Raw genomic sequence first — 22,604 nt, 5'->3', positions numbered from 1 at the left:
TTAAGACACGACGGATTTTTCATAATTCTATATTCTATGGAGGATATAATGCGATCGATGCTTCCAGGAGCGCCGTGGTTATTGGCGCACAAGTCAATGCTGCCCACCAATAAGCCTGTGAAAGTTGCGCTCTATGGCAAAGACTATGTCCTGTGGAAAGACCGCAACAACAATGTCCAAGCGCTGCCCAATGTTTGTTCTCACATGGGCGCAATGCTATCTGCGGGTTGGTGTGAAGCACAAGAAGATGGTTCGAGCAAGGTTGTTTGTCCTTTCCATGCACTAGAATTTGACACGGAAGGGTGTACCGTCTTGCCAGGCAGCGGAAAGCGGACAAAACCTCTATTAGAGCCGCTCAACCTAATCATTCAAGACGACTTTATTTGGTCTTATGGAGAGCATGAACCGCAAATAGAAATTCCCGATATTATGGATAAAATAACTGCAAATTACGAATTTGTGGGGGCAACCGCAAATACAAGCGTTGCCACCTCGCTGCTGTCGATGCTCCTAAACAACCATGATTATAATCACCAAAATGGAACACATCGAGACCTGTTTCGCATCGAGGAGGTTCAGTTCGAGAAATTTACCGATCGAGGACATTATTCTGAGGCATTGTTCAAGACTCCAACCGCTTCTCCAACCTTGAGTGAAGTTATTCGTAACCCAGCCGTCTTAGCGCTGCCAAAAGTGATAGAAGCTCATCTGGAGAATCACTTCCCCTCATTAGTGATTTTGCATGCAGAAAGTCCGATTGCTACCATGGCTCAATGTCATTTTTTTGTTCCCGAAGCAGACGATCGCACTCGTACATATATCCTGCTATTCGCAAAGTCCAAGAGCGTAATCTTTAGGCTTATGAAAAAGACATTTCTGAATCTAGGCAAAACGGTCGTTGCACAGGATATTGATATATTGACGCGACTTTACGCAGATTGTCCCAAGAAGATTAAGCTCAATAACGAGGTAGGAATGGACTGGGTAAGTCGAAATTTTAAGAATTGGCCAAGCATCGTTGAGCCCAATCTATCGCTATAAGAGCAATGAATGCCTGAGAAATGGCGTCAATACTCGTACAAAATTTGATTTTCTACTTCTACTCAAATCGATGAAACGCGCGATCGCACTTTTGGCAGCTTGCTTGGCAGTAACCTGCGTTCTGCTCCTCAGATGGAACGCGGTGGATGCTCGACAGATTGCAGGAGATCGAGTGGAGATGGTGGCTCAATTCGAGCAACTGGCCCAGCGATCGCCCCTCGCTCCTGCCACCTATACGTTTGCGTTGCGAGATTTACAAACGGGAGAATTGGTCGCCAGCTCGGGGGGCGATAACAGTATGGTGCCAGCCAGCACCCTGAAGCTGTTTGCCACCAGTTTTGCCTTCAGTCAATTTCCCCTTTCCCAACGTTGGACCACTCAAGTGGTGCTGCCCCATCCAGTCCGAGAAGGAGTTGCCGAGTCGGTGGTGTTGGTGGGTAGCGGCGATCCCACCCTCGGCAGTCCCCAGATTCCGGGTAATCCCACGACGGCTCAAATCCTGGATGGGATTGCGACTGCCATCCGAGCTGCCGGAATTCGGGAGATTTCAACCCTGGTAGGCGATACTAGCGCCCTCGACATCGAACCGATTCCCTGGTCCTGGACCTACGACGACTTTGGCAACTACTTTGGGGCCCCCATTAGCGCCCTCAATCTGCACGACAATCTCTACAAACTCACCTTTCGTCCCGGTGTGGTTGGCGGACCGGCGGCGATCGCCTCGATCGAGCCCCAGCTCGACTGGCTGGAGTTTCACAACGATATGCGAACCGGTCCCGCCGGTTCGGGGGATAACGGCTATATCTTTGGCGTACCCGAAAGTCACGATCGCTGGTTGCGAGGTACAGTACCGGCGGGCAACTCATTTTTTATTTACGGGGCCATGCCCGATCCGGCAGATGCCTTTCTCAGACTGCTGCGGACGCGGTTGCAAGCCGCTGGCATTTCAGTAGGGGGAATCGAACGGCGATCGCAGGCTTCCCCCACAGGCGAGATCCTCTGGCAGCAAGCTTCTCCTCCCCTGCTCGACATCGTCCGCCACATCAATGGCACGAGTTTTAACCTCTATGCCGACGGCCTATTGGCTCTTGCCGCCCAACAGAAAGCAGGGACCGCAGCAGTGACATCTTGGCGGCAGGCCACTCAGCTCGAAACTGATTGGGCCAAGTCACTGGGCGTGCCCGACCGAGGGCTGCGGATTGAAGATGGCAGCGGTCTCTCCCGTCGCAATCTCGTCACCGCCGAAGCTCTCACTGCCCTGATTCGCAGCGACAGTCTGCAATCCTGGTGGCCCCAATATCGCAACACCCTCAACCCCAGTCACGGTCCCGGACGACCGGCAGGGGCAGCCCGAGGCAAGTCGGGCTTTATCGAGGGGGTGCGGACACTGTCGGGGACGATTCGCTGCAAGAGCGATCGCCAACTGGCCTTCAGTATTTTGGTCAATCACTATGACGGCACCATCGCCCAAGCGGATGACTTTATCAGTGACGTGCTCGATCGCGTTTGGCAAACCTATTGAGACATGAACTCCAATTGCCCCTTCGAACTGGTGACTACGGGCGATGGCTCCATCACCTTCTATTCTGAAGAGTTCGATCAAGCCTTCCACAATCGCAGCGGCGCGCGGGCAGAGGCGATCGAAAAATTCCTATTGCCCTGCAAAGTGTTGGATTTAGCCCCACAGCGGGCAGAGCTTCGCATCCTGGATGTCTGTTTCGGCCTCGGCTACAACTCGGGGGTGGCTTTGGAGCGGATTTGGCAGGTGAATCCCACTTGTCGAGTGGTCTTGTATGCCTTAGAGCGATCGCCTGAAGTCTCTCGCCAAGCCCTGCAGTTGGGATTGTGGTCCGATTGGGAATTTGCCTCCCTTTGGCAGGCTGGATTGGAAGTCGGAACAGTGAAAGGCGATCGCCTTTCTGTCCGATTCTATTGGGGCGATGCCCGCCAAACCATTACCGAGATACCGGTTGGGGCGATCGATGCCATCTTTTTCGATCCCTTTTCCCCTGCTGCCTGCCCCCAACTGTGGACCGTAGAATTTCTCGCCCTTGTCGCCCAATGCCTCAACCCCACCGGTCGTCTCGCCACCTATTCCTGCGCCGCCGCTGTCCGCAGTGCTATGCAAGCCGCTAACCTCTACATTGGTTCCACCCCCCCGTTCGGTCGTCGCTGGCCCGGGACCGTCGCTTCATTCTCCAACGGGGATCTGCCTTCCCTCTCGCAGGCGGAATTGGAACACTTGCAAACTCGGGCCGCTGTCCCTTACCGCGATCCGACTCTGAGGGCAACGGCAGCAGATATCCTCAAGGCTCGCCAGCAGGAACAGCAAATCTGCCAACTCGAATCTACGTCCCGTTGGAAAAAGCGCTGGAGTGCTCGATAGGGGTGTTTGTCAAGCTCGGAGCACCCGGATGCGTTCTTCCGTCGCCCACCAAGGATCGTCAAAGAATTGGGGAAGGGGACTGGTGCCAGCTTGCCCCAAGATCGCGAGGCGCAATTCGCGATCGAGCCGAGCACCCGAGCCGTAATAGTCAGAAGTGACATCCTTGCGGGTGCCCAAACTCGGCATATTCAAAATATCTGGCTCGATCGCCGACTGACTGACCAAGATCTTGAAGATATCGAGACCGCTGCTATACCCCTCGGGCACCTGCATCTCCAACAGATATTCGGGACCCGCCCCCACCAGCAGCAGTGGGTCTGAGGGCTTGATGCGGGCAGAAAATGCACTTTTATAGGGATAAATCAAGGCAGTACTTTTCAGCCGCCGATCCAGCGAGACGACGTAGAAGTAAAGCGGATCGGGAGCGAAGTGGGTGAAGGTAATCGTCAGATTTTGGCCAGCCTCCAGTTGATACTCTCCAGCCTCGTTGCGCTCTAGCGGAGTGGCTGCTGGCTCTTTGAGGCTGCCTCGGGTGGCCGGCTCCAGGAGCTGCAAGAACTGGATTTTGACGGTATCGGCAAGATAGGACTCGGGAGCCTGCAAGGCAGCAAGATTGCGGTAGGCTGCCACCTGTTCCAGAATGCGCTGCATTCTTTGATGGAGCGATCGCAACCGTTTCACCGGAATGCGAAATGCTGCCAAGGCCACAGTTTGCCCCCGCTCGTACAGTCGAAACACCGACTGCGCTTGCGCCACCACCCGGATATCTGCGGCATCGACATCTTCAATGACACGCAAAAGGGGGACAGCGGCGATCGCTGCGGCCAAATCATCTTTCGAGACTTCGCCATTCTCAATGGCTTCTCCTGTTAGCGCCACAGACAGCAGCTGCGGCTTCAAAGTCGCTTCCGAATCGGACATAAGCCTTTATTTTGCGGATTATCACTAATACTGTAACGGTTTGTTGCGCAGTCTTAGCCGATCGATGGAGATCGATCCAGCACGGTTAGCGATGAGTTTGGATTGGTCCTTAGCGCACTACGAGCACAGTTTAGAAGATCTATGGAGCCAAGCGAGCCTAAGAACGATTGGACGGAAGAGTGCATAAATGACCTCCGGTTATTCCAGAGGCTTACCTCGATTTAGTGAGGCAAAAGGTAGTCAATCCCGCCTCAAACGTACCTCGTATGATGGGTAACTTTTCTGCCAACTCCACTTCAAAATTGGTCGGAATATTGTGAATATGGAGCGATATAAGAAACCCAATATTAGAAATATTTGCCAGAAAAAGCTAATATAACTCTGCTCAAATTTCAGACATTCTTCCGGTACCAAAGTACTATATCACTGATAAACAAGCGTCCATTCGGCGATATCACCCGAAACTCAACATTATTGTTGCCTTGTATGATGGTGTTCGTTGGAATGATTTCTTGAACTGCATGCCAATCTGTAACCCTTTCAGTATGGCCTACAACATAGTTACCGTTTACTCTCACTTGATAGGTGACATTTCCTTCTACAATATCAAAGTCTGCTTGCCTGAGGGCGTTCCATGTCAGCAGACCACCTTCACCCAGTTGTGGGGCTTCAGAAATATTTTCAACAAAGGTAACGCTGTCGCTATCTCCGGGGTAGATCGAAGAAAGAATAGATGTAGTGTCTAAAAGGGTTACAAAATCTGCAGCTACTGGCATGGTGACTATCTCCTTATTCACTTTTTAGGGACAAAATTTCTAATTAAGCTATAAAGGAAGGGAAGCCAACCTTCCAGACAGTTGCCATAACATTACCTGACAAGAATTCAATCGGAATAAAATCAGTCTAGAATGCATTTGCTTCTTGTCTGATGAAAAGTCAAGCATTAACTGTCTCATCTGTTATGTCTATATCTATGGAGGCAGCTTGCTTATGCAGGTGAAATTCTAGAGAATTCGAGATTGTCGAGATGGGCAATCAAATTAAACCGCAAGCCAAAGCGCCGACGGCGATCGTCACATGCTCGATCTCGATTGCACGGCCGCTGAGTCCGATCGAGTTCTTGCTTCCGCCAGTGCTTGAAGTTCTTCGAGGGCAATCTCCTCCTAAGTATCCTGGCGGGGGAGAGTGGTTTTGCTGTCCGAAGCAACACAGCTACCGATTGACAGAGCGCACAAGAACATCGGGGAAAGCCTTTCTCGAGCTTGAAATAGTCCAGATAAGTGATAATTATCTGGACTATTTATATGGTGTAATAGCTGAAATTACTGCTGGATAAGGGTTATAGCCGATCGCCATTATGAGGCGATCTTTCCCATCCCTCTAGAAATATGACTAAAATGCAATACCGAACAGTACAGTGTAGTCTCCGATCGCGTCGTGACGAGGGTCGCGGCCAAACACCATCATCTTTACTCAGGGCGATCGCCCTAATTATCTGGACTATCGACAGGTAAAACGCTTAAATCGCAACAATACGACACATCGCCCACACAATCCTCCCAGCAACCCAGCCCTTGTCCCCCTCCACAGCCAGCCAACTCCCAGTTTCAAAAATTATCTGGACTATCGGGCAAGCCATTCAGTAAGGAACTCGTCGCCCTCCACCTAAACCAGGGCAGACAGCGACACTTTTACCACTACTGCCAATAGCAAGATTTTGTTATTCCCGGCTTAAGGTTTTGTTAACCTATTTGAATGGCATTAGCTTGGTTGCGTTTAGCCAGTAGCACTAGGTGGTTCGTCAGTACCATGACCGGGTGCGGCAGTCCTGCGATCTTAATTCTTTTGGAAAGAGATCGATTGTCGGGTGGTGGCCTGGTTTTTGCCGGGTGCGGCGATGGGTACTTGCCTGGGAGCCTGGGCGATTTCCAAAGTGCAAACTGAATGGGTGGGTTTATTGCTTGGAATAGTGTTAATTGTGTCGGCACTCGGCATAGTTTCCGGAATTCACATCTACCAGTGCGTCCGTTAGCCGCTTATGACCGGGCTTATGGCAATGGTCTGTTTGTCAATGCCACAGCTGAGCTAGAAGCGGATCTACTGCTGCGCTTAGCGGGGAATCGCTGTGTACGGGGTGCCCCCCCCACCCTACTGTGGACGAGGAGCCCCCCCGAAACACGGGGTCAAATTCAAGTTCAGTGCCCCTGAAACCTGGCCAGTAGCCGACGAAAGCATCGAAGTGGATGACCCGAAGCTGGGCCGAGTTAAGGTAACCCGTTGGCACAACTACCATTTTCTCAACTCAGCAAAGCGCCCCATGGACATTGTGCGGGTGGAGGTGCTGCAGCCGAAAGGCCGCAGGCGCAAGTTCAAGCCCCTCTGGCTAGCCTGGGTGGGAGAGAGTCCCCCGCCGTTAGAGCCGCTCTGGCAGAAATACCTCAGGCGCTTTGCCCTCGAGCATTGGTATCGCTTTGCCAAGCAGCGCTTACATTGGACACTACCGCAGGTGACAAATCAGTCAGCGATGGATACCTGGAGCCAGCTTATCGTGCTGATGAGCTGGCAATTGTGGCTGGCGCGGGATGAATGCATCGATGCGCCCTTGCCTTGGCAGTCAGCCCAAACTAAGCTGTCTCCAGGCCGCGTGGCACAAGCCTTTGGCGTAATTTTGGCCGCAATTGGCACCCCGGCTAAAGCGCCCAAACCCCGTGGAAAAGCCCCGGGCTGGCCCAAAGACAAACCCCGCACGCCGAGGCCCCGCTATCCGACGGTCAAAAAACGAGCCTCTAGGCGCAAAAAGTCAGTGAATTCACCTGGCTCTCCTCAGCCCAGCGCGGCTTAAACAGCTTAGAGCTGCTCCACTTTGACTAGAACTCAGCCTCCCAAATGGGCTGAGTCACTTTCGGCTGGCTGCTCATCAAGGGCCGCTGCATCCAATTTCTTAAAACTCAAGTCCCAAGGATTCAACAGTTTCACCCCCATCCTTTTAAAATCCTCGACATTTCTGGTGACGACGATTAAACCATGAACGATGGCAGTTGCAGCAATCAAGGCATCGTAGTCGGGCATAGGATCGGGGACGTGCAGCAACGCACACCGTTGGGCGATCGCGGTGGTTAGTGGGATGGTTCGTTCTGAATAGTTCGTGAGGACTTGTTTGTCAAACCATTCCCGCAGAATTTTTCCTTTGCGGCTATCTTTGCGCTCTGCCTGCAAGATGCCGCGTTCGATCTCGAATATGGTGACGACAGAAATGTAGGTTTGCTCGCCGGGTGTTGCTTTTGCCCATTGCTCGACGCCGCTGTTGACTTTCGGACTGCCAACTTTGCGAAGTTCGGAGACGATGTTGGTGTCGAGGAGAAACATTACTGCAGGTCTACCTCTCGCGCAGCCACCACTGCAGTGCGTTCGGGGTCGAAGTCAATGTCCGCAGATTCGGGCATGGCAAGTAGATCGGCTACGGTCTTTGTGGCTCCAATGAGTTTGTAGTATTCCTCTACGGTTAATAGGACGTGGGCGGGTTTGCCTCGATCGGTGATAAATACGGGGCCTTTTTCTGTGGCTCGCTTGGCTTTGCCTACATCTTGGTTGAAGTCTCGGCTTGAAATGGTTTGCAAGGTGCTTCCTCCACGGCATGTAGCAATGTGACTACATTGTATGCTGTCTGCAGGGTTGATGTGGTGAATTTCAGTGGGGGCGAGATAGTTTGCGGAGGGGTCGGGCGATCGCTAAAATCGCATATCTTTTTATCTCTACTTTCAAAAATCTATCCAATAGGCCAAAGCCTCTCAAACTCTCCCTTCTCTCCCAAAAAATCGACAAAATTAGCAAATTCTTCCGAACCATCATCAAACAACGTATGCCTGTTAGAACAAGTTTTCCCATTCATCGGAATGGATTAGTTGGAAACGTGAGATAGGTCATCCCTATCAAGGGAATTTCTAGAATTTTTTCCATTTATTCGTATGGGAAAATACCCATCATCGGAACGTATTTCGAACCACCGAATTGTAATCCTCATGCGACATCACCCTGAGCGGCAAAACCCCATCCCGCTCCCAGCGACACAACAACCGATACCCCACAGGCACACTCACAATTCGCCGATCCCACCTCATCCGCTTCCCCCCCAACTCCCTCACACTCTCCCCATCACCCAGCACCTCAATAATCTCCCGCGCCCTCAACACCACCTTCCGAGGCAAATGCCTCAACTCCACCCCATCCCCCTCAAACAAACGCCGCCACCGCAGCCTCTCCTCCCGCCTCTCCAACAAGCGATCGCCCCCCTCGCAACGGCAACAACCCTGCCTACTCCTCCTACTCAAGGGGATTTACTCGTCACCCGTTAAACCCCACTCCACATCTTGACGAATAAACTCCTCCATCAACTCTTCTCGATGAGACTCCAAAAAACGACGCAAAGCATCCAGAACAATTTCATCTAAATCTCGAAACCATCCTGCATCAACTAACTTTTGAGCCTGATTTATCAAACCAATGGGAACTTCAGTCTGAAGGGGTGCTGTTTCTAATGGGTGCATTTGTTTGGCTACGGTACCTATCAATATGATAAGGCGCTGGATGGTTAGACAGTTCCAAAGCAGTGAGCGGACAAGGCAAGGGCGATCGCCTTCCCAAAGTCAAAGAGGTCGAGCGGGAACCCTGGTGGCAGCAGATGTGGGGTGAGTAAAGGCAATTGAACACGCTTACGCCTTACACTGGCGAGGACTCAGTTAGGTTTGCTCGAACGATGCTATCGAGTAAGAACAGGCCCATTCGTTTGTTCAAGCCCTCATTCAGCTGCGGGCAACTGTGCTGCATCAGACAGCGGGGACAGCCGAAGTCACACTCACAGGATTCCGCCAAAGACTTCGCCCTCGCTGCCAGCTTTGGCAACTGCTGGAAAATCGCCTCCGTCGCCCCGTTCCCCCCTTCGCAGGTGTCGAAAAAGTAGCCCACCGTCCGCTTTGCCTCTCGCTCCACGACGTAGTTCGCATCCTGGCTGGAGCAGAGCACCACCTGAGGGAGAGCGGCAATGGTCTGATGCCCCATGCTGTGCAGTCCTAAAAAGTCGCAACCACTGGTCCACAGCGCGCGCACGGGCTCGGGAATCTCAGCACCGTGGGCGGCCTTGAGTTCGACTTTGACCCGGTCCACTTCTGCTTGTAGAGCTTTGCGCAAAGGAGGATTCAGTTCGAGGCAGACAACCGGAGCGCGATAGCGGTTGTGATAGGGCTGCTCAAATACCACCTCTTGCTTCACCTCGGTAATTTCTGCCATCCGTAAGGAACGCTTGCATTGCGAGCACAGTTTTCCGTTGAGAGCGCGACGAAAGTTGGCACACTTGGGATTCATGCAGGTCGAAGCGTATTCCCGCGCCATCAGCTTGAAACCGACAACTGACGACGTTAGCTCCCCCCACGCCAGAGACAGCTGGATTTTTCCCTGCGGCAACGCGGCTTGGCTTCAGGGTCGGTAGGAGATCCTACAGACGCGATCGCAGTCGCTTGCCCCTCAGGCAGGCAAAGACCTGCGATCGCGCCATAAAATTACCTTCGTCCAACGGTGAAGATTCGTGCGGCGATCGTTATCTGGACTATTTGGGATTCCTTCCAGCGGGAATTAAGCCGTCGTAGCCCCTGCAGCCGCTTCCTCCGTCTCCGACTCTACTTTCGAGCGAGGGTTAACCACAAACACCGAGCAAGGAGCGTGGTGCAACACGTAATTACTCACACTCCCCAACAAAAACTCCACCGCTGCATTGCGTCCCCGACGACCCAACACAATCGCATCTGCCCCCCACTCCTCGGCCACATCGCAAATGGTGCGACCGGGGTCGCCAAACCGATAGCTATACTCCGTGTCGAGTTCTGCCGATGGAGCCCGATTGGCATAGCTAGAGAGAGCCGCTTCAGCGCGATCGCTAAACGACCGCAACAACTGCAACCCTAACTTCTCCATCTCGCGAGTTTGCTGCATATAAGCCTCTAAATCTTCCCCAGCCCCCGACAGCGTCATCCCTTCAAATAAGGCTGTGACGTGCAAGAACAACAGTTTGGCCCCCGTCGCGCCCGCCAGAGTGACAGCTCGATCGAACACCTGTTCGCTCATTTCCGAGCGATCGAGGGCAACCAAAATCTTACGCACATAACCCCCTTTGCCCGGAAAATTCGCTCGGGCAAAATCCTTACATCTCAATTTTAGGAAGGCGAGCCGCTTGTCAGCGATCGCGATCGCAATAATTATCTAGACTATTTCAAGCAGTAGCAGGTCAACTGAGCAATTGGAACTCACGTGGGATTGGCCTGTCCTGTCGATAAACTTCTCAGGGGTCTAACATCCCCGAAGTCACTACTTCGCAAATTGAATATCGAGCGTCCGCATATAAATTTGCATGCCTGCATCCTGAACGGGGAAGACAAAAGCATCTTCATCCGATTCATTGTGGTGGGAATGCCAGAGGCTCGGCGGCGTAACAAAGACACTATACGGTTGCCAAGTCACTTTGACAGGATTGATGATATTTCCCTCACTATCAATAGATTGACCAATGAGAGTGTAGGTATTTGCTTGTGCGGACACGGCTAGATCGAGAGCAATGGAATTATGGCGGTGGGGTTTCTGGGTAGAGTGAGGGGGCACAAGGTTATACAAGGACCACATAGTATGAGTTGCAGTGCGAGTCGCTTCACTTTCGGGATTGCCTAAGATTACGCCATTGCGGTTGAGGTTACGCCGCACACCTTCATCTCGAATCCGTTCAATTTCATTGGTGAGATACTCCCGAGAGTAAAAGGCTGGTTCGAAGCGGGGCCTACTTGGCTGCACGCCGAGATAAGCCAACATTGGTGCATCGTGAACCCAATAGAGCGCTGCATCTTCAGCGGCAAAATGGGTTGCTCCAGCATTCATTGGCAAGGTAAAAGAATCACCTTGTTCCCATTGCACAATGCCGTACTCCGTCTCAGTTCTCCCCGTCCCCCGCATCACATAAAATACTTCTGAGCTTGAGGTGACTCTCGCCTGAATTGCTTCACCCGGATGAATACGAATGTAGTTGGCAAGGAGGTTTGGAGTGGTTGCGAAGTAAGCTGTCCCCAATTCCATGGATAAATCTAGGGGAATAATGCGAGTGTTCCCAGATTCGTGGAGACTTGCAGGAAAAGAACGAATTGGAACTTCAGACAAACGGGGATTTGCGGCTCGATGATATTCCCAACTGATTGCCGACTTCTGCCAATTTGTATTGACTACGCTCATCTCTTCGCTCCCAGTCAACCAACTCACCTCTTGTGCAATTATAAAGTTTTGTATCGGCTTCGGCAATTGCTCGAAGACCGCTAGCCCATTGCAAGCAAGGTCAAGTTTCAGATTATATGAACATTTATTACGCAAATGACTGTTGTAAAAAGTGCGCCTTGTTACAGAAAAACTAAGTCTGCCTGATAGAAGTGCTTGAAAGCCAGTTATCACAGGCTTTAGAGGGAAACCAGCAGGTCACTCAAATCGACTTCAAGCTCTTGTCAGACCTTTGCTTTGGCTTGCAACTTGGCCATCAACATCTACCGAGATTTTGGGCTGGCCCATCGAGATCGAGCTCGGCAACGATGCGGACAATGGATGGCCATCGGCATTCCTCGATCGTCATACTCGGGCAGCTCGGGCAAAGACTTCACCCCAGCGATCGCCCCCTGCTCTGCGGCTAGTGCCAATCCCAACGCATCCACAATGTCGTCATCTGCCATTTGCCGCTTGAGATAACTTTTTCGCACCTGCGCAAACCAATCCCTCGCCTGTGGCAGAACCCGTGCCAATAATCCCAATCGCTCCTCCTGTCCCTCTAATGTTTTCTTCTTCGCCCGCAAAGGGCGATCGCCATTCAACTTAAAAAACAACAACTCTGGATGGCTCTCCAAAACCCGCTGACACAGATCTGGGCGTGCTAGCAACACCTCATCCACCTGCCGAATCTTGCGAGTAATCTGCCAAGACTGTTTCGAGATCTTCTTGCCCGTGCGCTCGAAATTGCGATCGCAAGCTTCCCCATAAGACTCCGCATAGACCGCAGCCCGAATTGGCGGATTGAACACACTAGAGCTAAAGCGACCCCCCAGCGTTTTTCGCAAGAGGCGATCGCACCTCCGACTGGCTTCCCCCTCTGCCAGACCAATCGGAATATCGACAAACGTCAGTCCCGTCCGCCCGAACAATTCCAACAGTTGCGCGCCCTCCTCCAGCAACCAATGCCTGCAATCCCGTTCTCCCACGCGGGCGATCGCAAGCCACCCCCCTCGGCAGCCATCCATTCCCGCCGCCTGAAATTCAACTGACATCCGATTGCCATCTCCAAGATGTCCGCGCACCGCAGAGGAACTCGATAGGGGGATAGCCTCTCACCAGCCCCTCAAGATGTTGGTGGCATATACCGCACCAAAATCGCCTCCAACTGATTAGCACTCTCGCTCGAAATTTGGCTCAGATCCGTCAAGATAGAAAACTTCAGGGCATCGTGGGCCTGAGAAACCGGCGGGCTCTCGCTCAATCGCCGCACCACTTCGCGCACAACCATTTGGGCATTCGCTGCATTCTCGTGCAAATTCTCAATCACCATCTCCACTGTCACCGCCTCGCGATCGGGATGCCAGCAGTCGAAATCGGTCACCAGGGCTAACGTGGCGTATGCGATTTCGGCTTCGCGGGCCAGTTTGGCCTCAGTCACATTGGTCATGCCGATGACAGCGGCGTTCCAGCTTTTGTAGAGCAGCGACTCCGCTTGAGTGGAGAAAGCCGGACCTTCGATGCAGACATAGGAGCCCCCTCGATGGACGGCGATCGCGCTCGGGGAGACCGCCTCGGCTGCTTCGTACACCACATCGGCTAAGGCAGCGCAGACGGGATCGGCAAAACTGATGTGGGCCACAACGCCCTGGCCAAAAAAGGTATCGGTACGGTGTTTGGTGCGATCGATAAACTGAGTGGGAATCACCATATCTAAGGGCGCGATCGCCGCTTGCAGCGACCCCACAGCAGACGCCGAGATCAGATACTTTACCCCCAATTGTTTGAGGGCATAGATATTCGCTCGAAAGGGAATTTCGGAGGGCAAGAGGCTGTGGGTGCGTCCGTGGCGGGCCAAAAAGGCGACGCGGCTGCCTGCGAGAGTGCCAATGCGGATGGAATCGGAGGGTTCGCCGAAGGGGGTGAGCAGGGCCACCTCCTCGATGTCCTTCAGATCCTGCATGCGATACAGCCCGCTGCCCCCCACGATCGCGATGGGAGTGGGTTCGATGGGAAGAGTCGTCATGGTGCTCGGTCTAGAGTGCGGGGCTAAGTTAGGCGATCGCGCGGCGAAAGGCAAAGAACTTTTTCAGGAAAGTCTGCAGGCCGGTATTGTTTGCATAACTTTTCTTCTTGAACTGTAGGGCAGCCTTCGCACTAATTTCCGACAGAGTGGGATAGACGTGAACCATTCCGCTCACTTTATTGATGTCGAGACCGTAGGTCATGGCCATGACGTATTCGTGAATCAGTTCTCCTGCAGAACGGCCCACAATGTGTGCCCCCAAAATCTTGCCCTTCGGATTGCAAATCACCTTCGCAAACCCGTAACCGGCCCCCTCGGCCAGAGCGCGATCGACCTCGGCAAACTGATGTTCCACCACCACCACATCGTCTCCATATTTCTGGCGAGCTTCCGCTTCCGTCAGTCCCACCCGACCCAATTCGGGATCGGTAAACGTCGCCCAAGGAATGACGCTGTATTTGGCCTTGCTGAGAAAGGAGAAAAATAATGCATTTGTCAGCACCACCGTGGCTTCGTATCCCGCCACATGGGTGAATTGATAGCCGCCAATAACATCGCCGCAGCCATAGATTTTGGGGTTCGTCGTTTGCAGCCTCTCGTTCACCACAATCCCCCCCTTACCCACTTCCACACCAGCCGCCTCTAGATTGAGCCCCTCCACATTGGGTTTGCGACCGGCGGCTACTAGAATCTCGTCCGTTTCAATGCGGTGGCCGCCTGCATGCACAATCTTTTTGCCGTTATAGACCTCCACCTTCTCCAAGCGAGTCCGAGTCAAGATTTCGATCCCTTCGTAAATCATTCGATCCTGTACCACTCGGGCGAGGTCGGGATCTTCTTTGGGCATAATGACATCGCGGCTGGCCAAGATCGTCACCTTCGAGCCCAACCGCGAGAAAGATTGACCCAATTCGCAGCCAATGGGGCCAGCCCCAACCACCACTAAAGAACTGGGTCGCTGCGTCAGGGAGAAAACTTCAATATTGGTCAGATAGCCCGCCTCTTTGAGGCCGGGAACGGGGGGAGCCACCGGATGGGAGCCCGTGGCGACGACGAAGGCGCGGGCTTTGAGATCCCGTCCGTTGACAGTGAAGGTATCGCGATCTTTAAATTGACCGCTGCCATAAATAACTTCCACCCCCAAGCCTTCGAATCGCTCGGTAGAATCGTGGACGGCGATGGTTTTAATCACGTTTTGAACGTGGCCGGTGGCACGGGCAAATTCAATATGAGGGGGTTGGGTATTGACCCCCACGAGCTCGCCCGTTTTGACAGAGTGGGCCACCTCGCCTGCGTGGATGAGGGATTTACTGGGCACGCAACCGTAATAAAGACAGTCGCCACCGAGGCGATCCTGCTCTTTCTCGACGAGGGCGACTTTGGCATGGAGTTGGGCGGCGGCACTGGCCACGACTAGCCCCCCCGAACCACCGCCAATAATCACAACGTCGTAGGGAACTGCCACAATGCCACCTTCCTTCTTTGTGCGGAATCGAACTTTGTCCGAGATCGAATCTCTGTGCAAATATTAGCTTGCGGGAGTTGCCACCCACTCAGCGCCAGCCTCGTAAGCCATCCTAGAAGCGTCCGCAAGACCACACATGAAATTTCACTTAAAAAAACCGATGGCTCGGGGTCGATCGCCAGTTACGTCGATCGCGATCGACATTTATAAGGTTATGGTTCGGAGCTGTCTAACCCCGGACAGCCTGCCTTTTGCCAGTTGGCGATCGCCTGGGCAATTGCCCCCTGCGAAGCATCGCGAGGAGCCAACCGTCCGCCGCCGTTCGCCTGGCTGGATTGAGCCACTCGCACCGCAATTGGCAGCCAAGGGGCGGGACGATCGCGCGGGCGAACGAGATAGACCCGATAGGCCCGCTGCAATTGCGATCGCCCCGCCGCATCCCCTTGCTGGCGTTCGAGAGTGGAAAAGTAAACTTGCGCCAGTTCGTCATTCCCCTCACCCCAGTCCAATAACTGACCGCCACCATCAACGACTGGAACCACTTCGGGAAAACCCACAATGCTCACGTGGGTGGGGGTATTGGCTCGCCTGAAGGCGCGATTGGCATAGGCGGGTAATTGAGCGGTCATGGCCTCAGCCCAGGTTGTGGCAGAAGCGATGCAACTGGAAGGAACGGCGGCGATCGCTAGGGGAGGAGCGGCGTTAGCTGCAGTTGCCCAGACGATAGCAAAAGTTGGGAATATCGCTCGGGAAAAAAGCATCAGATGGGGCGATCGAGGGCAGTGAGGCGATCGGCAATGGCGGACATCGAAGCAGAGGGAATTGCCATCAAAGCAACGTGCTTGGGAGGCGTCAAGCATTCATTCAATCGAGAATAACGCCGGTCGTGGCGATGGGCTTATTAGAAAAATCTCACAACCTGCAACAGGGTCAGTGAGGAGTGTACTATACTTCAATGAATTCGAGCTGCCGCAAGCATTGCGCTGATTGGCATAGCCGATTGACGCAGCTTGGGTAGAGTTAAAGTTGTAGCCTGTAAACTCGGCTGTATCCAATATTCCCAATCATTCCTGTTCCACTTTCAGAACGAACCCACTGCCACCGTCAGCGTTTATGGATTCTTCTCATTCGATGCCTGACAATTCGATGCCTGACAATTCGATGCCCGATCGTTCGATGTCTAACGAGACATTCGTTCGCCAGCAGCAAGTGGAACGGCTGCAACAGCAACTGTCTGAGTGCGAGCGCCTTGCCGATCGAGGGCGCATCGAGTTGCAAGCCAAGGCCGCGGAACTAGAGTCGCAGTTGGCAGTGCGACAGAAGTTAAACGATCGCCAGCGCCACGACATCGAATCTTTGCAAGAGCAGTTAGAGCGGCAGCAGTTGGAGGCGGCCCGCGAGTCCCGTCAGTGGACGGAGCGTTACGAGCAACTCCAAACAGATTTAGTCGAAGCACGGGATGTGGCCCAGAAGCGGGTCGAGACAACACAGCGGTTTAAGGCGGAGTTATCGCTCTCGCGCACGTCGGTGGTGGAGCTTCAAACTGAGTTGAATGGACTCAAACAACAGGTGGCTGGCGAACGGGCAGCCTGGATGGAGCAGCGGGAATTGATGGAAGCTCAACTGGCTGGGTACGAAGAAACCGAGGTGGAGTCGGCCCAGCGATGGCAGGAGGAACGGGAAGCAGTCCAGCGCGAGCTGCAAGAGCAGCGGCAACAGTTACAAGAATTAGGACAGCAGTTGCAGGCGTGGCGACAGCGCTGCGAGGCTGCCGAACAACAATGGGCAGAGCTGGAAGATCGGTTGGGCGATCGCGATCGCCTGCAAGCCCAAAACCAGTGGCTGACCGAGCAGTCGGAACAATTACAGAACCAGAATCAGTTGCTGGCCGAACAGGTCGAGCAGCTACAAACGCAACTGAGCGAGTGGGAAGTGCTGGCTGGGGTGCAGGAGCAGTTACAGGCGAGCGAGCGGCGCAATCAGGAGTTGTTGAAGGAATCGTCTGAGGCCCGATCGCTGTTGCCCCGGCTGGAAACAGAGGTAGCTCGCTGGAAAGAGAAGTTTGCCAGTTTGCAGATGCAGCACATGCGTCTGAAATCGGCATTGGAGCGTTCGACCTCAGGGCGTGCGAGTAGTATGCGCTCGTTTGATGAAAAACCGGCCAGAGTGGGGGCAGTTAAAGCTGCGATTGAAGCAACTTCAGAGGACGCGATCGGAGGGGGTGGGCGATCGGGGGCCGATCTGCCTGGCTTCATCCAACACCGCCCTTAGCTGGCATTAGTCGCTTCGACTGCAAATCTTGCTTGGAGGCGAGCCGCTCTAACCCCTATTGGCCCATCGTTGCAAATACAGTAAAGTTCAGACGAAGTTTGGGGTTCCAGTATGGCGCTCACACTACAGCAGCAAGTGGCCCAAATGATTGTGGTGCGGGCTTCAGGCCATTTACTCGACTCGCAGGCTGGGTATCCCCAGTGGGAATGGCCCCGAGAGCAACTGGAGCCCCTGATTCGGCAGACCGGCATTGGGGGCGTACTGCTGTTTGGGGGCACGGTGGCGGATGTGGCGCTGCGGATTCAACAGATGCAGGATTGGGCCAACCTGCCGCTGCTCGTCTGTGCCGACGTGGAGGCGGGGGTGGGGCAGCGGTTTGCGGGGGGGACGAAGTTTCCGCCCGCGATCGCCTTTTCGACCTTAGGCGAGCGGGGGGTGCAGTGGGCTCGCCAGATGGGACAAATTGTGGCCAGCGAGGCAGCGGCGCTGGGGATTAACTGGCTCTTAGCTCCCGTAGTGGACGTGCAGAGCAACCCCGATAACCCCGTCATCGACATTCGTGCCTTTGGCCGCGAGCCCGAGCAGGTCTCTGCCCTGGCCGCCGCATTTATTGCCGGAGCGCAGTCCGCTCCAGTTCTCACCACCGCCAAACACTTCCCCGGCCACGGCGACACCAGCATCGATTCCCATCTGAACCTGCCCACCCTACTCCACAACCGAGACCGCCTCGAAGCTGTCGAGTGGATGCCCTTTCAGCGAGCGATCGCCGCTGGCGTCAGCACCATCATGAGTGCGCATTTAATGGTGCCGGCATTGGACGAGCGCTGGCCGGCCAGCCTATCTCCTGCCATCCTCAATGATGTCATTCGCCAACAATGGCATTTTTCCGGCCCGATCGTGACGGACGCCATGACCATGGGGGCGATCGCCAACTACCCCAACTCCGACACCCCCCTATCCGGCGGGGAGTTAGCCGTTCGCGCGGTTGAAGCCGGAGCTGACATCATTCTGATGCCCCCCGATCCGCAAGCGGCCATTACCGCCATTTGTGCAGCAGTAGAGAACGGCCAACTCTCTCGCCAGCGCATTCAGCAATCGCTCGAGCGAATTTTGCAGGCCAAACACAAGGTGTGCGATCCCAAACGTATGGCTCCTCCGAGCAGCGGCGATCTGCTCTCCGATCGGGCGATCGCCTCCCCAGCCGTACAGCCCAGCCCCCCAGCTCCCCTGCCACTGCTCGCCGACAAGCCCCTCTCCACCTCCAGCAGCCTCAATCGCCTGCTCGTCAACACTATCGCCAGCAATACAATTAGCGGCAAAACAGTGACCAGCAACAGACCTGATAGCCAGATACTTGCTAGCAAAACTGCCGCCCCCCGCTCATCCGCCACCCTTTGCAACATTGTCAGCATTAGTAACAGTGTCGGCACCCCCTCCGCCCGTCAATGTGCGAACGAGATCGCCCGCGCCGCCATCGTCTCGATTCGCAGCGAAAATTTGCCACTGCAGCCCGAGCCAAACTGGCTCAATTGGATGTGGAGCGATCGCTGGCTCGGGGCCAACTATCTCTCCCCCACCAGTCCGGCGATCGCCGCTGCCACAGCCCACAGCCTTCCTACGCTGCTAGCCGATCTCGACACCCCCCTCTCCATCCTGACCGACGCCCTCGATCGCGCTTCTGGCTTGGTGGTCCAATTGTTTGTGCAGGCTGGTCCCTTCCGGGGCTTTGGGGGATTGCCCCCCACCGCTCAACACCTGCTGGTGGAGCGCTGGGAAAAGGTGAAGGCCATTGTGGTGTATGGCAGTCGCAGTTGTAGCGATCGCCTGACGGCCCTCTCGGAACCCTACGACATTCCCTGTCTGTATGCGGGCGATCGACGGGATATCGCGCAGGCAGAAGTTGCCTCGAAACTGTGGGGGCAGGCGTTTGTGGCGCCGGAAGCTCGCCCAGAAGCTTAGGGAAGATCTGGCGGATGGCGTAGAACTCACACCAAAGCCCCTCAAATGCTTGTCTGGACTTTCGCCTCAACCGCTAGCATGAATGGGGAGCAATCTAATCTCGCGGCGGCTATGGACGTTTTTCGCTTGCCAGTGCTATCGGATAATTACGTGTTTCTGTTGTTCGATCCGAGCGATCGCACCGCTGCCGTCGTCGATCCCGCCGTTGCCGAGCCCGTCCTGGCCAAACTGCAGGAACTGGACGCCACACTCATCGCCATTTTCAACACCCACCACCACTTCGATCACGTGGGCGGCAATCGAGACTTGCTCGCGCGCTATCCCGACACCGTCGTGTACGGCAGCAGCGTCGATCGCCAGCGCATTCCGGGTATTCAGGTAAAATTGCAAGACGGCGATCGGGTGCAATTTGGCGGCGAAACGGCTGAAGTGCTCTTTGTTCCCGGCCACACTCGCGGCCACATCGCCTATTATTTCCCCACTGCGGGCCACTTGTTTTGCGGCGATACGCTGTTTGCGGGCGGCTGCGGGCGACTGTTTGAGGGCACGCCCGCCCAAATGCTGCAATCCCTCGATCGCCTGCGCCATTTACCCGACACCACCCAAATCTGGTGCGCTCACGAATATACGCTCAAAAATTTGCAATTTGCCATCACTGTCGATGGCGACAATACCGCCTTGCAAGTGCGCTTGCGCCAAGTACGGCAGGCGCGATCGCAAAACAAACCCACCATCCCCTCCACCATTGGCCTAGAAAAACGCACTAACCCCTTTCTGCGCTGGGATTGCCCAGCCCTCAAAACCGCCGCCAAGATCGAAGAACCCAACCGTGTTTTTGCCCGCATTCGCGGTATGAAGGATCGGTTTTAAGATCGCTTAACACTTCTCAGCTTCCCCCCTCATACAGCGCCAGTTCCCCAAGCCCGTGCTAGTATTGGCACCAGATTTGGTGTGTGAGTGCCATGAAAGCAGATGGATTTCCACATCAGCGGCGGTTGTATGAAGCTGCTGGCGATCGTCTCTGGAATATTTGGCCTCGAAGAGGCTGGGGTAAGGCGATCGCGATCGTGGGTTTACTCCTCCTCTGGCTGGCCATCTTTCTGCAGGAGCCTGCCACCGCCCAAACCCTCGATAGCCTGCAGCAGGAACGGCAACAGATCCAGCAACAGGTTGACGCCGCTAGAGCTCGCACGCACGCAGCGCAGCATCAGGAAAATACCGCTCGCGGCCACTTGTGGAATCTTCAGTCCAACTTGGGGGTAATGCAGACACGCATTGACGACAACGAATTTCGCCTGCGCAAGGCCGAAGCGGATCTGGTTCGCTTAACAGAGCAATTAAAACAATCTGAAGAAAAATTAGTCCAACAAAAATCCAGTACCTCCGCTCGCCTGCGCTACCTGCAGCGACAGGGACAAGAGCGCTGGTGGGCTCTGATGCTGAGCAGTCAGGATCTGAATGATTTTTTCGATCGCCGCTACTATCTCAAACTCCTGTTCGAGTCCGATCGCAAACTGATTGGTAACTTGCAAGACACGGCAGCAAAAATCGAACGCGATCGGATTGCCCTCGAAGAGCAGAAAAACGAAATTGCCTTGCTGTCTCAGCAACTGGCGGTGGAAAAACAGCAATTATTGCAGCAAGCCTCCGTGCAAACGCAACTGGTCGGTCGCTTGCAAAACCAACGGGCTGCCTATGCCGCCGCCCAACGCCGTTTGGAAGCGGATTCGCAGCGGGTTGCCAGTCTGATTCAGCAGTTGACGATCCAGCAAAATCAAGCCAGCGGAGGCGATCGCCCTCAGGGCACCGGTCGCCTGCAGCCCCCCGTTTCCGGTCCTGTGACCAGTCGGTTTGGCTGGCGCGTCCACCCCATCTACCGCACCCGCCGCCTGCACACTGGCATTGATTATGGCGTTGCCACCGGCACTCCCGTTCGAGCTGCCGATAGCGGCACGGTGATTTATTCCGGCTGGTACGGCGGCTACGGCTACACCGTCATTGTCAATCACGGCAACGGTCTGACCTCTCTGTACGCTCACAACAGCGGTCTGACAGTCGCCAAAGATCGGCCAGTCACCAAGGGACAAACGATCGCGCGATCGGGCTCCACCGGACTCTCCACCGGCCCCCACGTCCACTTTGAAGTGCGCCGCAACGGCCAGCCCGTCAATCCCGCCGACTACTTCTAGGCTGAAGCTCGGAAACTATCCTGACCTCCTGCCCATCTGCGGAGGTGACGCCAGACCGCAAATGCACGGGATTTCATCGGGGCTAGAGGGCTAAATTTGGTACGATCGCAGCTAAACGGATCGAGACTGTCGGACTAACCCCGCCGACTAGTTACATACTGCGAACATTTGTTCCTCTGCAACGTCTGTGGATTGATAACAATTTGTGGAAGGGAGAGCTTGTCGGTGGATATCGAAAACGTCAAAGCCATTGTGCAGCGTGCGTTAGCAGATAAACAATTGACCCGTGCCGAACAAGCCGAGATCATGGCAGCCATCTTGGCAGATGGGATTGTCAGTCCTGAAGAGCAAGCTCTGCTCAACACGATTTTGGAAGATATTCGCGAGGGCCACATCGAGACGGTGGACTGAGCGAGTTTAGCCCGGGGGGGATTTGCAATAGGATGGCAAGCTTCGATTTCAGGCGAGGAAGTCGGGCAAACGGGTAGTCTGAGGAAGAGAGTTGTCCCCCAACCGCAAGACAGCAGCCTCGATCGAAGCGGAGATACATCTAGGAGCGCTGAACTGCCCATGCCCACGCCCCCCGACCAAATGCGAATGCGCCTGCGCCGAGCGGGAAAGATCAGCTTCTGGGTACAAGCAGCGATTGGCGTCCTGTCAGGAATCTTTTGGTTGGTGGTGCTCGCCGCCCAAATTGCCAACGGGATTCAATCTTTTGGCTCGACGATCGCGTTGTGGGCTACATTGGCCACCCTCCTGACCTTAGCGGGCAACTGCCTGTTAACCTTCCGCTACTGGAGAGGGGCAGAAACCAGTCGTCTGAAAATCGTGCTCTACGTCAGTTTGATTGGAGCCTTTGTGGCCCTGATTAGTTCTGCCGCCCAAATTGGCGATCTGCTATCCAGTTTGATCTTTCGCCAAGTCTTAGTGGCTCGCCAAGAAGAGTGGGGGCTACTATTAGCGACCATCAACACCAACATCACCCTGGCTCACTTGAGTAGCCTGACAGCAGTGCTGTGGATCTATGGCGTGCTCGATCGCGATCGCAAATCGAGCCGCTAGCGA

24 protein-coding genes are annotated in these 22,604 nt (G+C 54.5%); 12 read left to right on the top strand and 12 right to left on the bottom strand.

Annotated features, from left to right (window positions below; all coding sequences use genetic code 11):
* The first annotated feature begins 36 nt into the window (after positions 1-36).
* From SYN7336_RS14215 to SYN7336_RS14205, 3 genes are all read left to right on the top strand, one after another.
* Entirely contained in the window at positions 37-1,041 is a 1,005-nt protein-coding gene (locus SYN7336_RS14215; RefSeq protein ID WP_227498512.1) for a Rieske 2Fe-2S domain-containing protein, read from the top strand.
* A 70-nt stretch (positions 1,042-1,111) separates the two neighbouring features.
* A complete protein-coding gene (gene dacB, locus SYN7336_RS14210; RefSeq protein ID WP_017326618.1) occupies positions 1,112-2,563 on the top strand; it encodes a D-alanyl-D-alanine carboxypeptidase/D-alanyl-D-alanine-endopeptidase in 1,452 nt (483 codons plus the stop codon).
* Between the two features lie 3 nt (positions 2,564-2,566).
* A complete protein-coding gene (locus tag SYN7336_RS14205) occupies positions 2,567-3,427 on the top strand; it encodes a tRNA (5-methylaminomethyl-2-thiouridine)(34)-methyltransferase MnmD (protein ID WP_017326617.1) in 861 nt (286 codons plus the stop codon).
* Between the two features lie 9 nt (positions 3,428-3,436).
* On the opposite strand, the gene SYN7336_RS14200 is transcribed toward SYN7336_RS14205, so the two are convergent.
* Both SYN7336_RS14200 and SYN7336_RS14195 read right to left on the bottom strand, forming a co-directional pair.
* A complete protein-coding gene (locus SYN7336_RS14200; protein WP_156820157.1) occupies positions 3,437-4,327 on the bottom strand; it encodes a hypothetical protein in 891 nt (296 codons plus the stop codon).
* A gap of 413 nt (positions 4,328-4,740) precedes the next feature.
* A complete protein-coding gene (locus SYN7336_RS14195; protein WP_156820156.1) occupies positions 4,741-5,124 on the bottom strand; it encodes a hypothetical protein in 384 nt (127 codons plus the stop codon).
* A gap of 251 nt (positions 5,125-5,375) precedes the next feature.
* On the opposite strand from SYN7336_RS14195, the gene SYN7336_RS30925 reads away from it, so the two are divergent.
* Positions 5,376-5,684 (top strand): hypothetical protein, encoded by a 309-nt coding sequence (locus tag SYN7336_RS30925; RefSeq protein WP_156820155.1) that lies wholly within the window; start codon positions 5,376-5,378, stop codon positions 5,682-5,684.
* A 903-nt stretch (positions 5,685-6,587) separates the two neighbouring features.
* Positions 6,588-7,190, top strand: a complete 603-nt coding sequence (locus tag SYN7336_RS32015; RefSeq protein WP_227498511.1) for a hypothetical protein — start codon at positions 6,588-6,590, stop codon at positions 7,188-7,190.
* A 32-nt stretch (positions 7,191-7,222) separates the two neighbouring features.
* Here SYN7336_RS32015 and SYN7336_RS14185 read toward each other — a convergent pair whose 3' ends face one another.
* Together SYN7336_RS14185 and SYN7336_RS14180 are read right to left on the bottom strand one after the other, a co-directional pair.
* The gene (locus tag SYN7336_RS14185) at positions 7,223-7,714 is read right to left on the bottom strand and encodes a type II toxin-antitoxin system VapC family toxin (protein WP_017326613.1); all 492 of its coding nucleotides are present in this window, start codon (positions 7,712-7,714) and stop codon (positions 7,223-7,225) included.
* Positions 7,714-7,965, bottom strand: coding sequence for a type II toxin-antitoxin system Phd/YefM family antitoxin (locus SYN7336_RS14180; protein WP_017326612.1), 252 nt, complete (start codon positions 7,963-7,965; stop codon positions 7,714-7,716). The genes SYN7336_RS14185 and SYN7336_RS14180 overlap by 1 nt, the downstream gene beginning before the upstream one ends.
* A 588-nt stretch (positions 7,966-8,553) precedes the next feature.
* Between SYN7336_RS14180 and SYN7336_RS30920 the strand changes: the two genes are divergently transcribed.
* Positions 8,554-8,700: a hypothetical protein gene (locus SYN7336_RS30920; protein WP_156820154.1), complete on the top strand. Its 147-nt coding sequence runs from the start codon at positions 8,554-8,556 to the stop codon at positions 8,698-8,700.
* On the opposite strand, the gene SYN7336_RS14170 is transcribed toward SYN7336_RS30920, so the two are convergent.
* From SYN7336_RS14170 to SYN7336_RS14135, 8 genes are all read right to left on the bottom strand, one after another.
* The gene (locus SYN7336_RS14170) at positions 8,683-8,892 is read right to left on the bottom strand and encodes a hypothetical protein (protein ID WP_017326610.1); all 210 of its coding nucleotides are present in this window, start codon (positions 8,890-8,892) and stop codon (positions 8,683-8,685) included. The two genes, SYN7336_RS30920 and SYN7336_RS14170, sit on opposite strands and share 18 nt — an antisense overlap.
* A gap of 172 nt (positions 8,893-9,064) precedes the next feature.
* Positions 9,065-9,631, bottom strand: a complete 567-nt coding sequence (locus SYN7336_RS14165; RefSeq protein ID WP_017326609.1) for a Zn-binding domain-containing protein — start codon at positions 9,629-9,631, stop codon at positions 9,065-9,067.
* 342 nt (positions 9,632-9,973) lie between these two features.
* The gene (locus SYN7336_RS14160; RefSeq protein ID WP_026101006.1) at positions 9,974-10,498 is read right to left on the bottom strand and encodes a universal stress protein; all 525 of its coding nucleotides are present in this window, start codon (positions 10,496-10,498) and stop codon (positions 9,974-9,976) included.
* A gap of 204 nt (positions 10,499-10,702) precedes the next feature.
* A complete protein-coding gene (locus SYN7336_RS14155) occupies positions 10,703-11,611 on the bottom strand; it encodes a dioxygenase (RefSeq protein ID WP_026101005.1) in 909 nt (302 codons plus the stop codon).
* 302 nt (positions 11,612-11,913) lie between these two features.
* Entirely contained in the window at positions 11,914-12,684 is a 771-nt protein-coding gene (locus tag SYN7336_RS25995; protein WP_017326606.1) for a DUF429 domain-containing protein, read from the bottom strand.
* A 71-nt stretch (positions 12,685-12,755) separates the two neighbouring features.
* Positions 12,756-13,655 carry an S-methyl-5'-thioadenosine phosphorylase gene (locus SYN7336_RS14145; RefSeq protein WP_017326605.1) on the bottom strand — a complete coding sequence of 300 codons (900 nt, stop codon included), beginning with the start codon at positions 13,653-13,655 and terminating at the stop codon, positions 12,756-12,758.
* A 28-nt stretch (positions 13,656-13,683) separates the two neighbouring features.
* Positions 13,684-15,120, bottom strand: a complete 1,437-nt coding sequence (locus SYN7336_RS14140) for an NAD(P)/FAD-dependent oxidoreductase (RefSeq protein ID WP_017326604.1) — start codon at positions 15,118-15,120, stop codon at positions 13,684-13,686.
* Positions 15,121-15,332: 212 nt separating this feature from the next.
* Positions 15,333-15,881 carry a hypothetical protein gene (locus SYN7336_RS14135; RefSeq protein ID WP_017326603.1) on the bottom strand — a complete coding sequence of 183 codons (549 nt, stop codon included), beginning with the start codon at positions 15,879-15,881 and terminating at the stop codon, positions 15,333-15,335.
* A 385-nt stretch (positions 15,882-16,266) separates the two neighbouring features.
* On the opposite strand from SYN7336_RS14135, the gene SYN7336_RS25990 reads away from it, so the two are divergent.
* From SYN7336_RS25990 to SYN7336_RS14100, 6 genes are all read left to right on the top strand, one after another.
* The gene (locus SYN7336_RS25990; protein ID WP_017326601.1) at positions 16,267-17,391 is read left to right on the top strand and encodes a hypothetical protein; all 1,125 of its coding nucleotides are present in this window, start codon (positions 16,267-16,269) and stop codon (positions 17,389-17,391) included.
* A 111-nt stretch (positions 17,392-17,502) separates the two neighbouring features.
* Entirely contained in the window at positions 17,503-19,350 is a 1,848-nt protein-coding gene (locus SYN7336_RS25985) for a glycoside hydrolase family 3 N-terminal domain-containing protein (RefSeq protein WP_017326600.1), read from the top strand.
* Between the two features lie 111 nt (positions 19,351-19,461).
* A complete protein-coding gene (gene gloB / locus SYN7336_RS14115; protein ID WP_017326599.1) occupies positions 19,462-20,220 on the top strand; it encodes a hydroxyacylglutathione hydrolase in 759 nt (252 codons plus the stop codon).
* A 92-nt stretch (positions 20,221-20,312) separates the two neighbouring features.
* Positions 20,313-21,539 (top strand): murein hydrolase activator EnvC, encoded by a 1,227-nt coding sequence (locus SYN7336_RS14110; protein WP_017326598.1) that lies wholly within the window; start codon positions 20,313-20,315, stop codon positions 21,537-21,539.
* 225 nt (positions 21,540-21,764) lie between these two features.
* The gene (locus SYN7336_RS14105; protein ID WP_017326597.1) at positions 21,765-21,950 is read left to right on the top strand and encodes a hypothetical protein; all 186 of its coding nucleotides are present in this window, start codon (positions 21,765-21,767) and stop codon (positions 21,948-21,950) included.
* Positions 21,951-22,109: 159 nt separating this feature from the next.
* Positions 22,110-22,601 (top strand): DUF3611 family protein, encoded by a 492-nt coding sequence (locus tag SYN7336_RS14100; RefSeq protein WP_017326596.1) that lies wholly within the window; start codon positions 22,110-22,112, stop codon positions 22,599-22,601.
* Positions 22,602-22,604 lie beyond the last annotated feature (3 nt).

It is taken from the genome of Synechococcus sp. PCC 7336 (assembly GCF_000332275.1).
In the GTDB taxonomy this organism is placed as follows: domain Bacteria; phylum Cyanobacteriota; class Cyanobacteriia; order Thermostichales; family PCC-7336; genus PCC-7336.
This window is presented reverse-complemented; position numbering and strand designations above follow the sequence as displayed.

What these genes read in the sequence shown, in the direction of transcription:
- SYN7336_RS14185 (WP_017326613.1), bottom strand. Translation starts at nt 7,714, where the DNA reads ATGTTTCTCCTCGACACCAACATCGTCTCCGAACTTCGCAAAGTTGGC.
- SYN7336_RS14215 (WP_227498512.1), top strand. Translation starts at nt 37, where the DNA reads ATGGAGGATATAATGCGATCGATGCTTCCAGGAGCGCCGTGGTTATTG.
- SYN7336_RS14170 (WP_017326610.1), bottom strand. Translation starts at nt 8,892, where the DNA reads ATGCACCCATTAGAAACAGCACCCCTTCAGACTGAAGTTCCCATTGGT.
- SYN7336_RS30925 (WP_156820155.1), top strand. Translation starts at nt 5,376, where the DNA reads ATGGGCAATCAAATTAAACCGCAAGCCAAAGCGCCGACGGCGATCGTC.
- SYN7336_RS14145 (WP_017326605.1), bottom strand. Translation starts at nt 13,655, where the DNA reads ATGACGACTCTTCCCATCGAACCCACTCCCATCGCGATCGTGGGGGGC.
- SYN7336_RS14205 (WP_017326617.1), top strand. Translation starts at nt 2,567, where the DNA reads ATGAACTCCAATTGCCCCTTCGAACTGGTGACTACGGGCGATGGCTCC.
- SYN7336_RS30920 (WP_156820154.1), top strand. Translation starts at nt 8,554, where the DNA reads ATGCCTCAACTCCACCCCATCCCCCTCAAACAAACGCCGCCACCGCAG.
- SYN7336_RS14100 (WP_017326596.1), top strand. Translation starts at nt 22,110, where the DNA reads ATGCCCACGCCCCCCGACCAAATGCGAATGCGCCTGCGCCGAGCGGGA.
- dacB (WP_017326618.1), top strand. Translation starts at nt 1,112, where the DNA reads ATGAAACGCGCGATCGCACTTTTGGCAGCTTGCTTGGCAGTAACCTGC.
- SYN7336_RS14155 (WP_026101005.1), bottom strand. Translation starts at nt 11,611, where the DNA reads ATGAGCGTAGTCAATACAAATTGGCAGAAGTCGGCAATCAGTTGGGAA.
- SYN7336_RS25995 (WP_017326606.1), bottom strand. Translation starts at nt 12,684, where the DNA reads ATGTCAGTTGAATTTCAGGCGGCGGGAATGGATGGCTGCCGAGGGGGG.
- SYN7336_RS14135 (WP_017326603.1), bottom strand. Translation starts at nt 15,881, where the DNA reads ATGCTTTTTTCCCGAGCGATATTCCCAACTTTTGCTATCGTCTGGGCA.
- SYN7336_RS25985 (WP_017326600.1), top strand. Translation starts at nt 17,503, where the DNA reads ATGGCGCTCACACTACAGCAGCAAGTGGCCCAAATGATTGTGGTGCGG.
- SYN7336_RS14110 (WP_017326598.1), top strand. Translation starts at nt 20,313, where the DNA reads ATGAAAGCAGATGGATTTCCACATCAGCGGCGGTTGTATGAAGCTGCT.
- gloB (WP_017326599.1), top strand. Translation starts at nt 19,462, where the DNA reads ATGGACGTTTTTCGCTTGCCAGTGCTATCGGATAATTACGTGTTTCTG.
- SYN7336_RS14195 (WP_156820156.1), bottom strand. Translation starts at nt 5,124, where the DNA reads ATGCCAGTAGCTGCAGATTTTGTAACCCTTTTAGACACTACATCTATT.
- SYN7336_RS14165 (WP_017326609.1), bottom strand. Translation starts at nt 9,631, where the DNA reads ATGGCAGAAATTACCGAGGTGAAGCAAGAGGTGGTATTTGAGCAGCCC.
- SYN7336_RS25990 (WP_017326601.1), top strand. Translation starts at nt 16,267, where the DNA reads ATGCCTGACAATTCGATGCCCGATCGTTCGATGTCTAACGAGACATTC.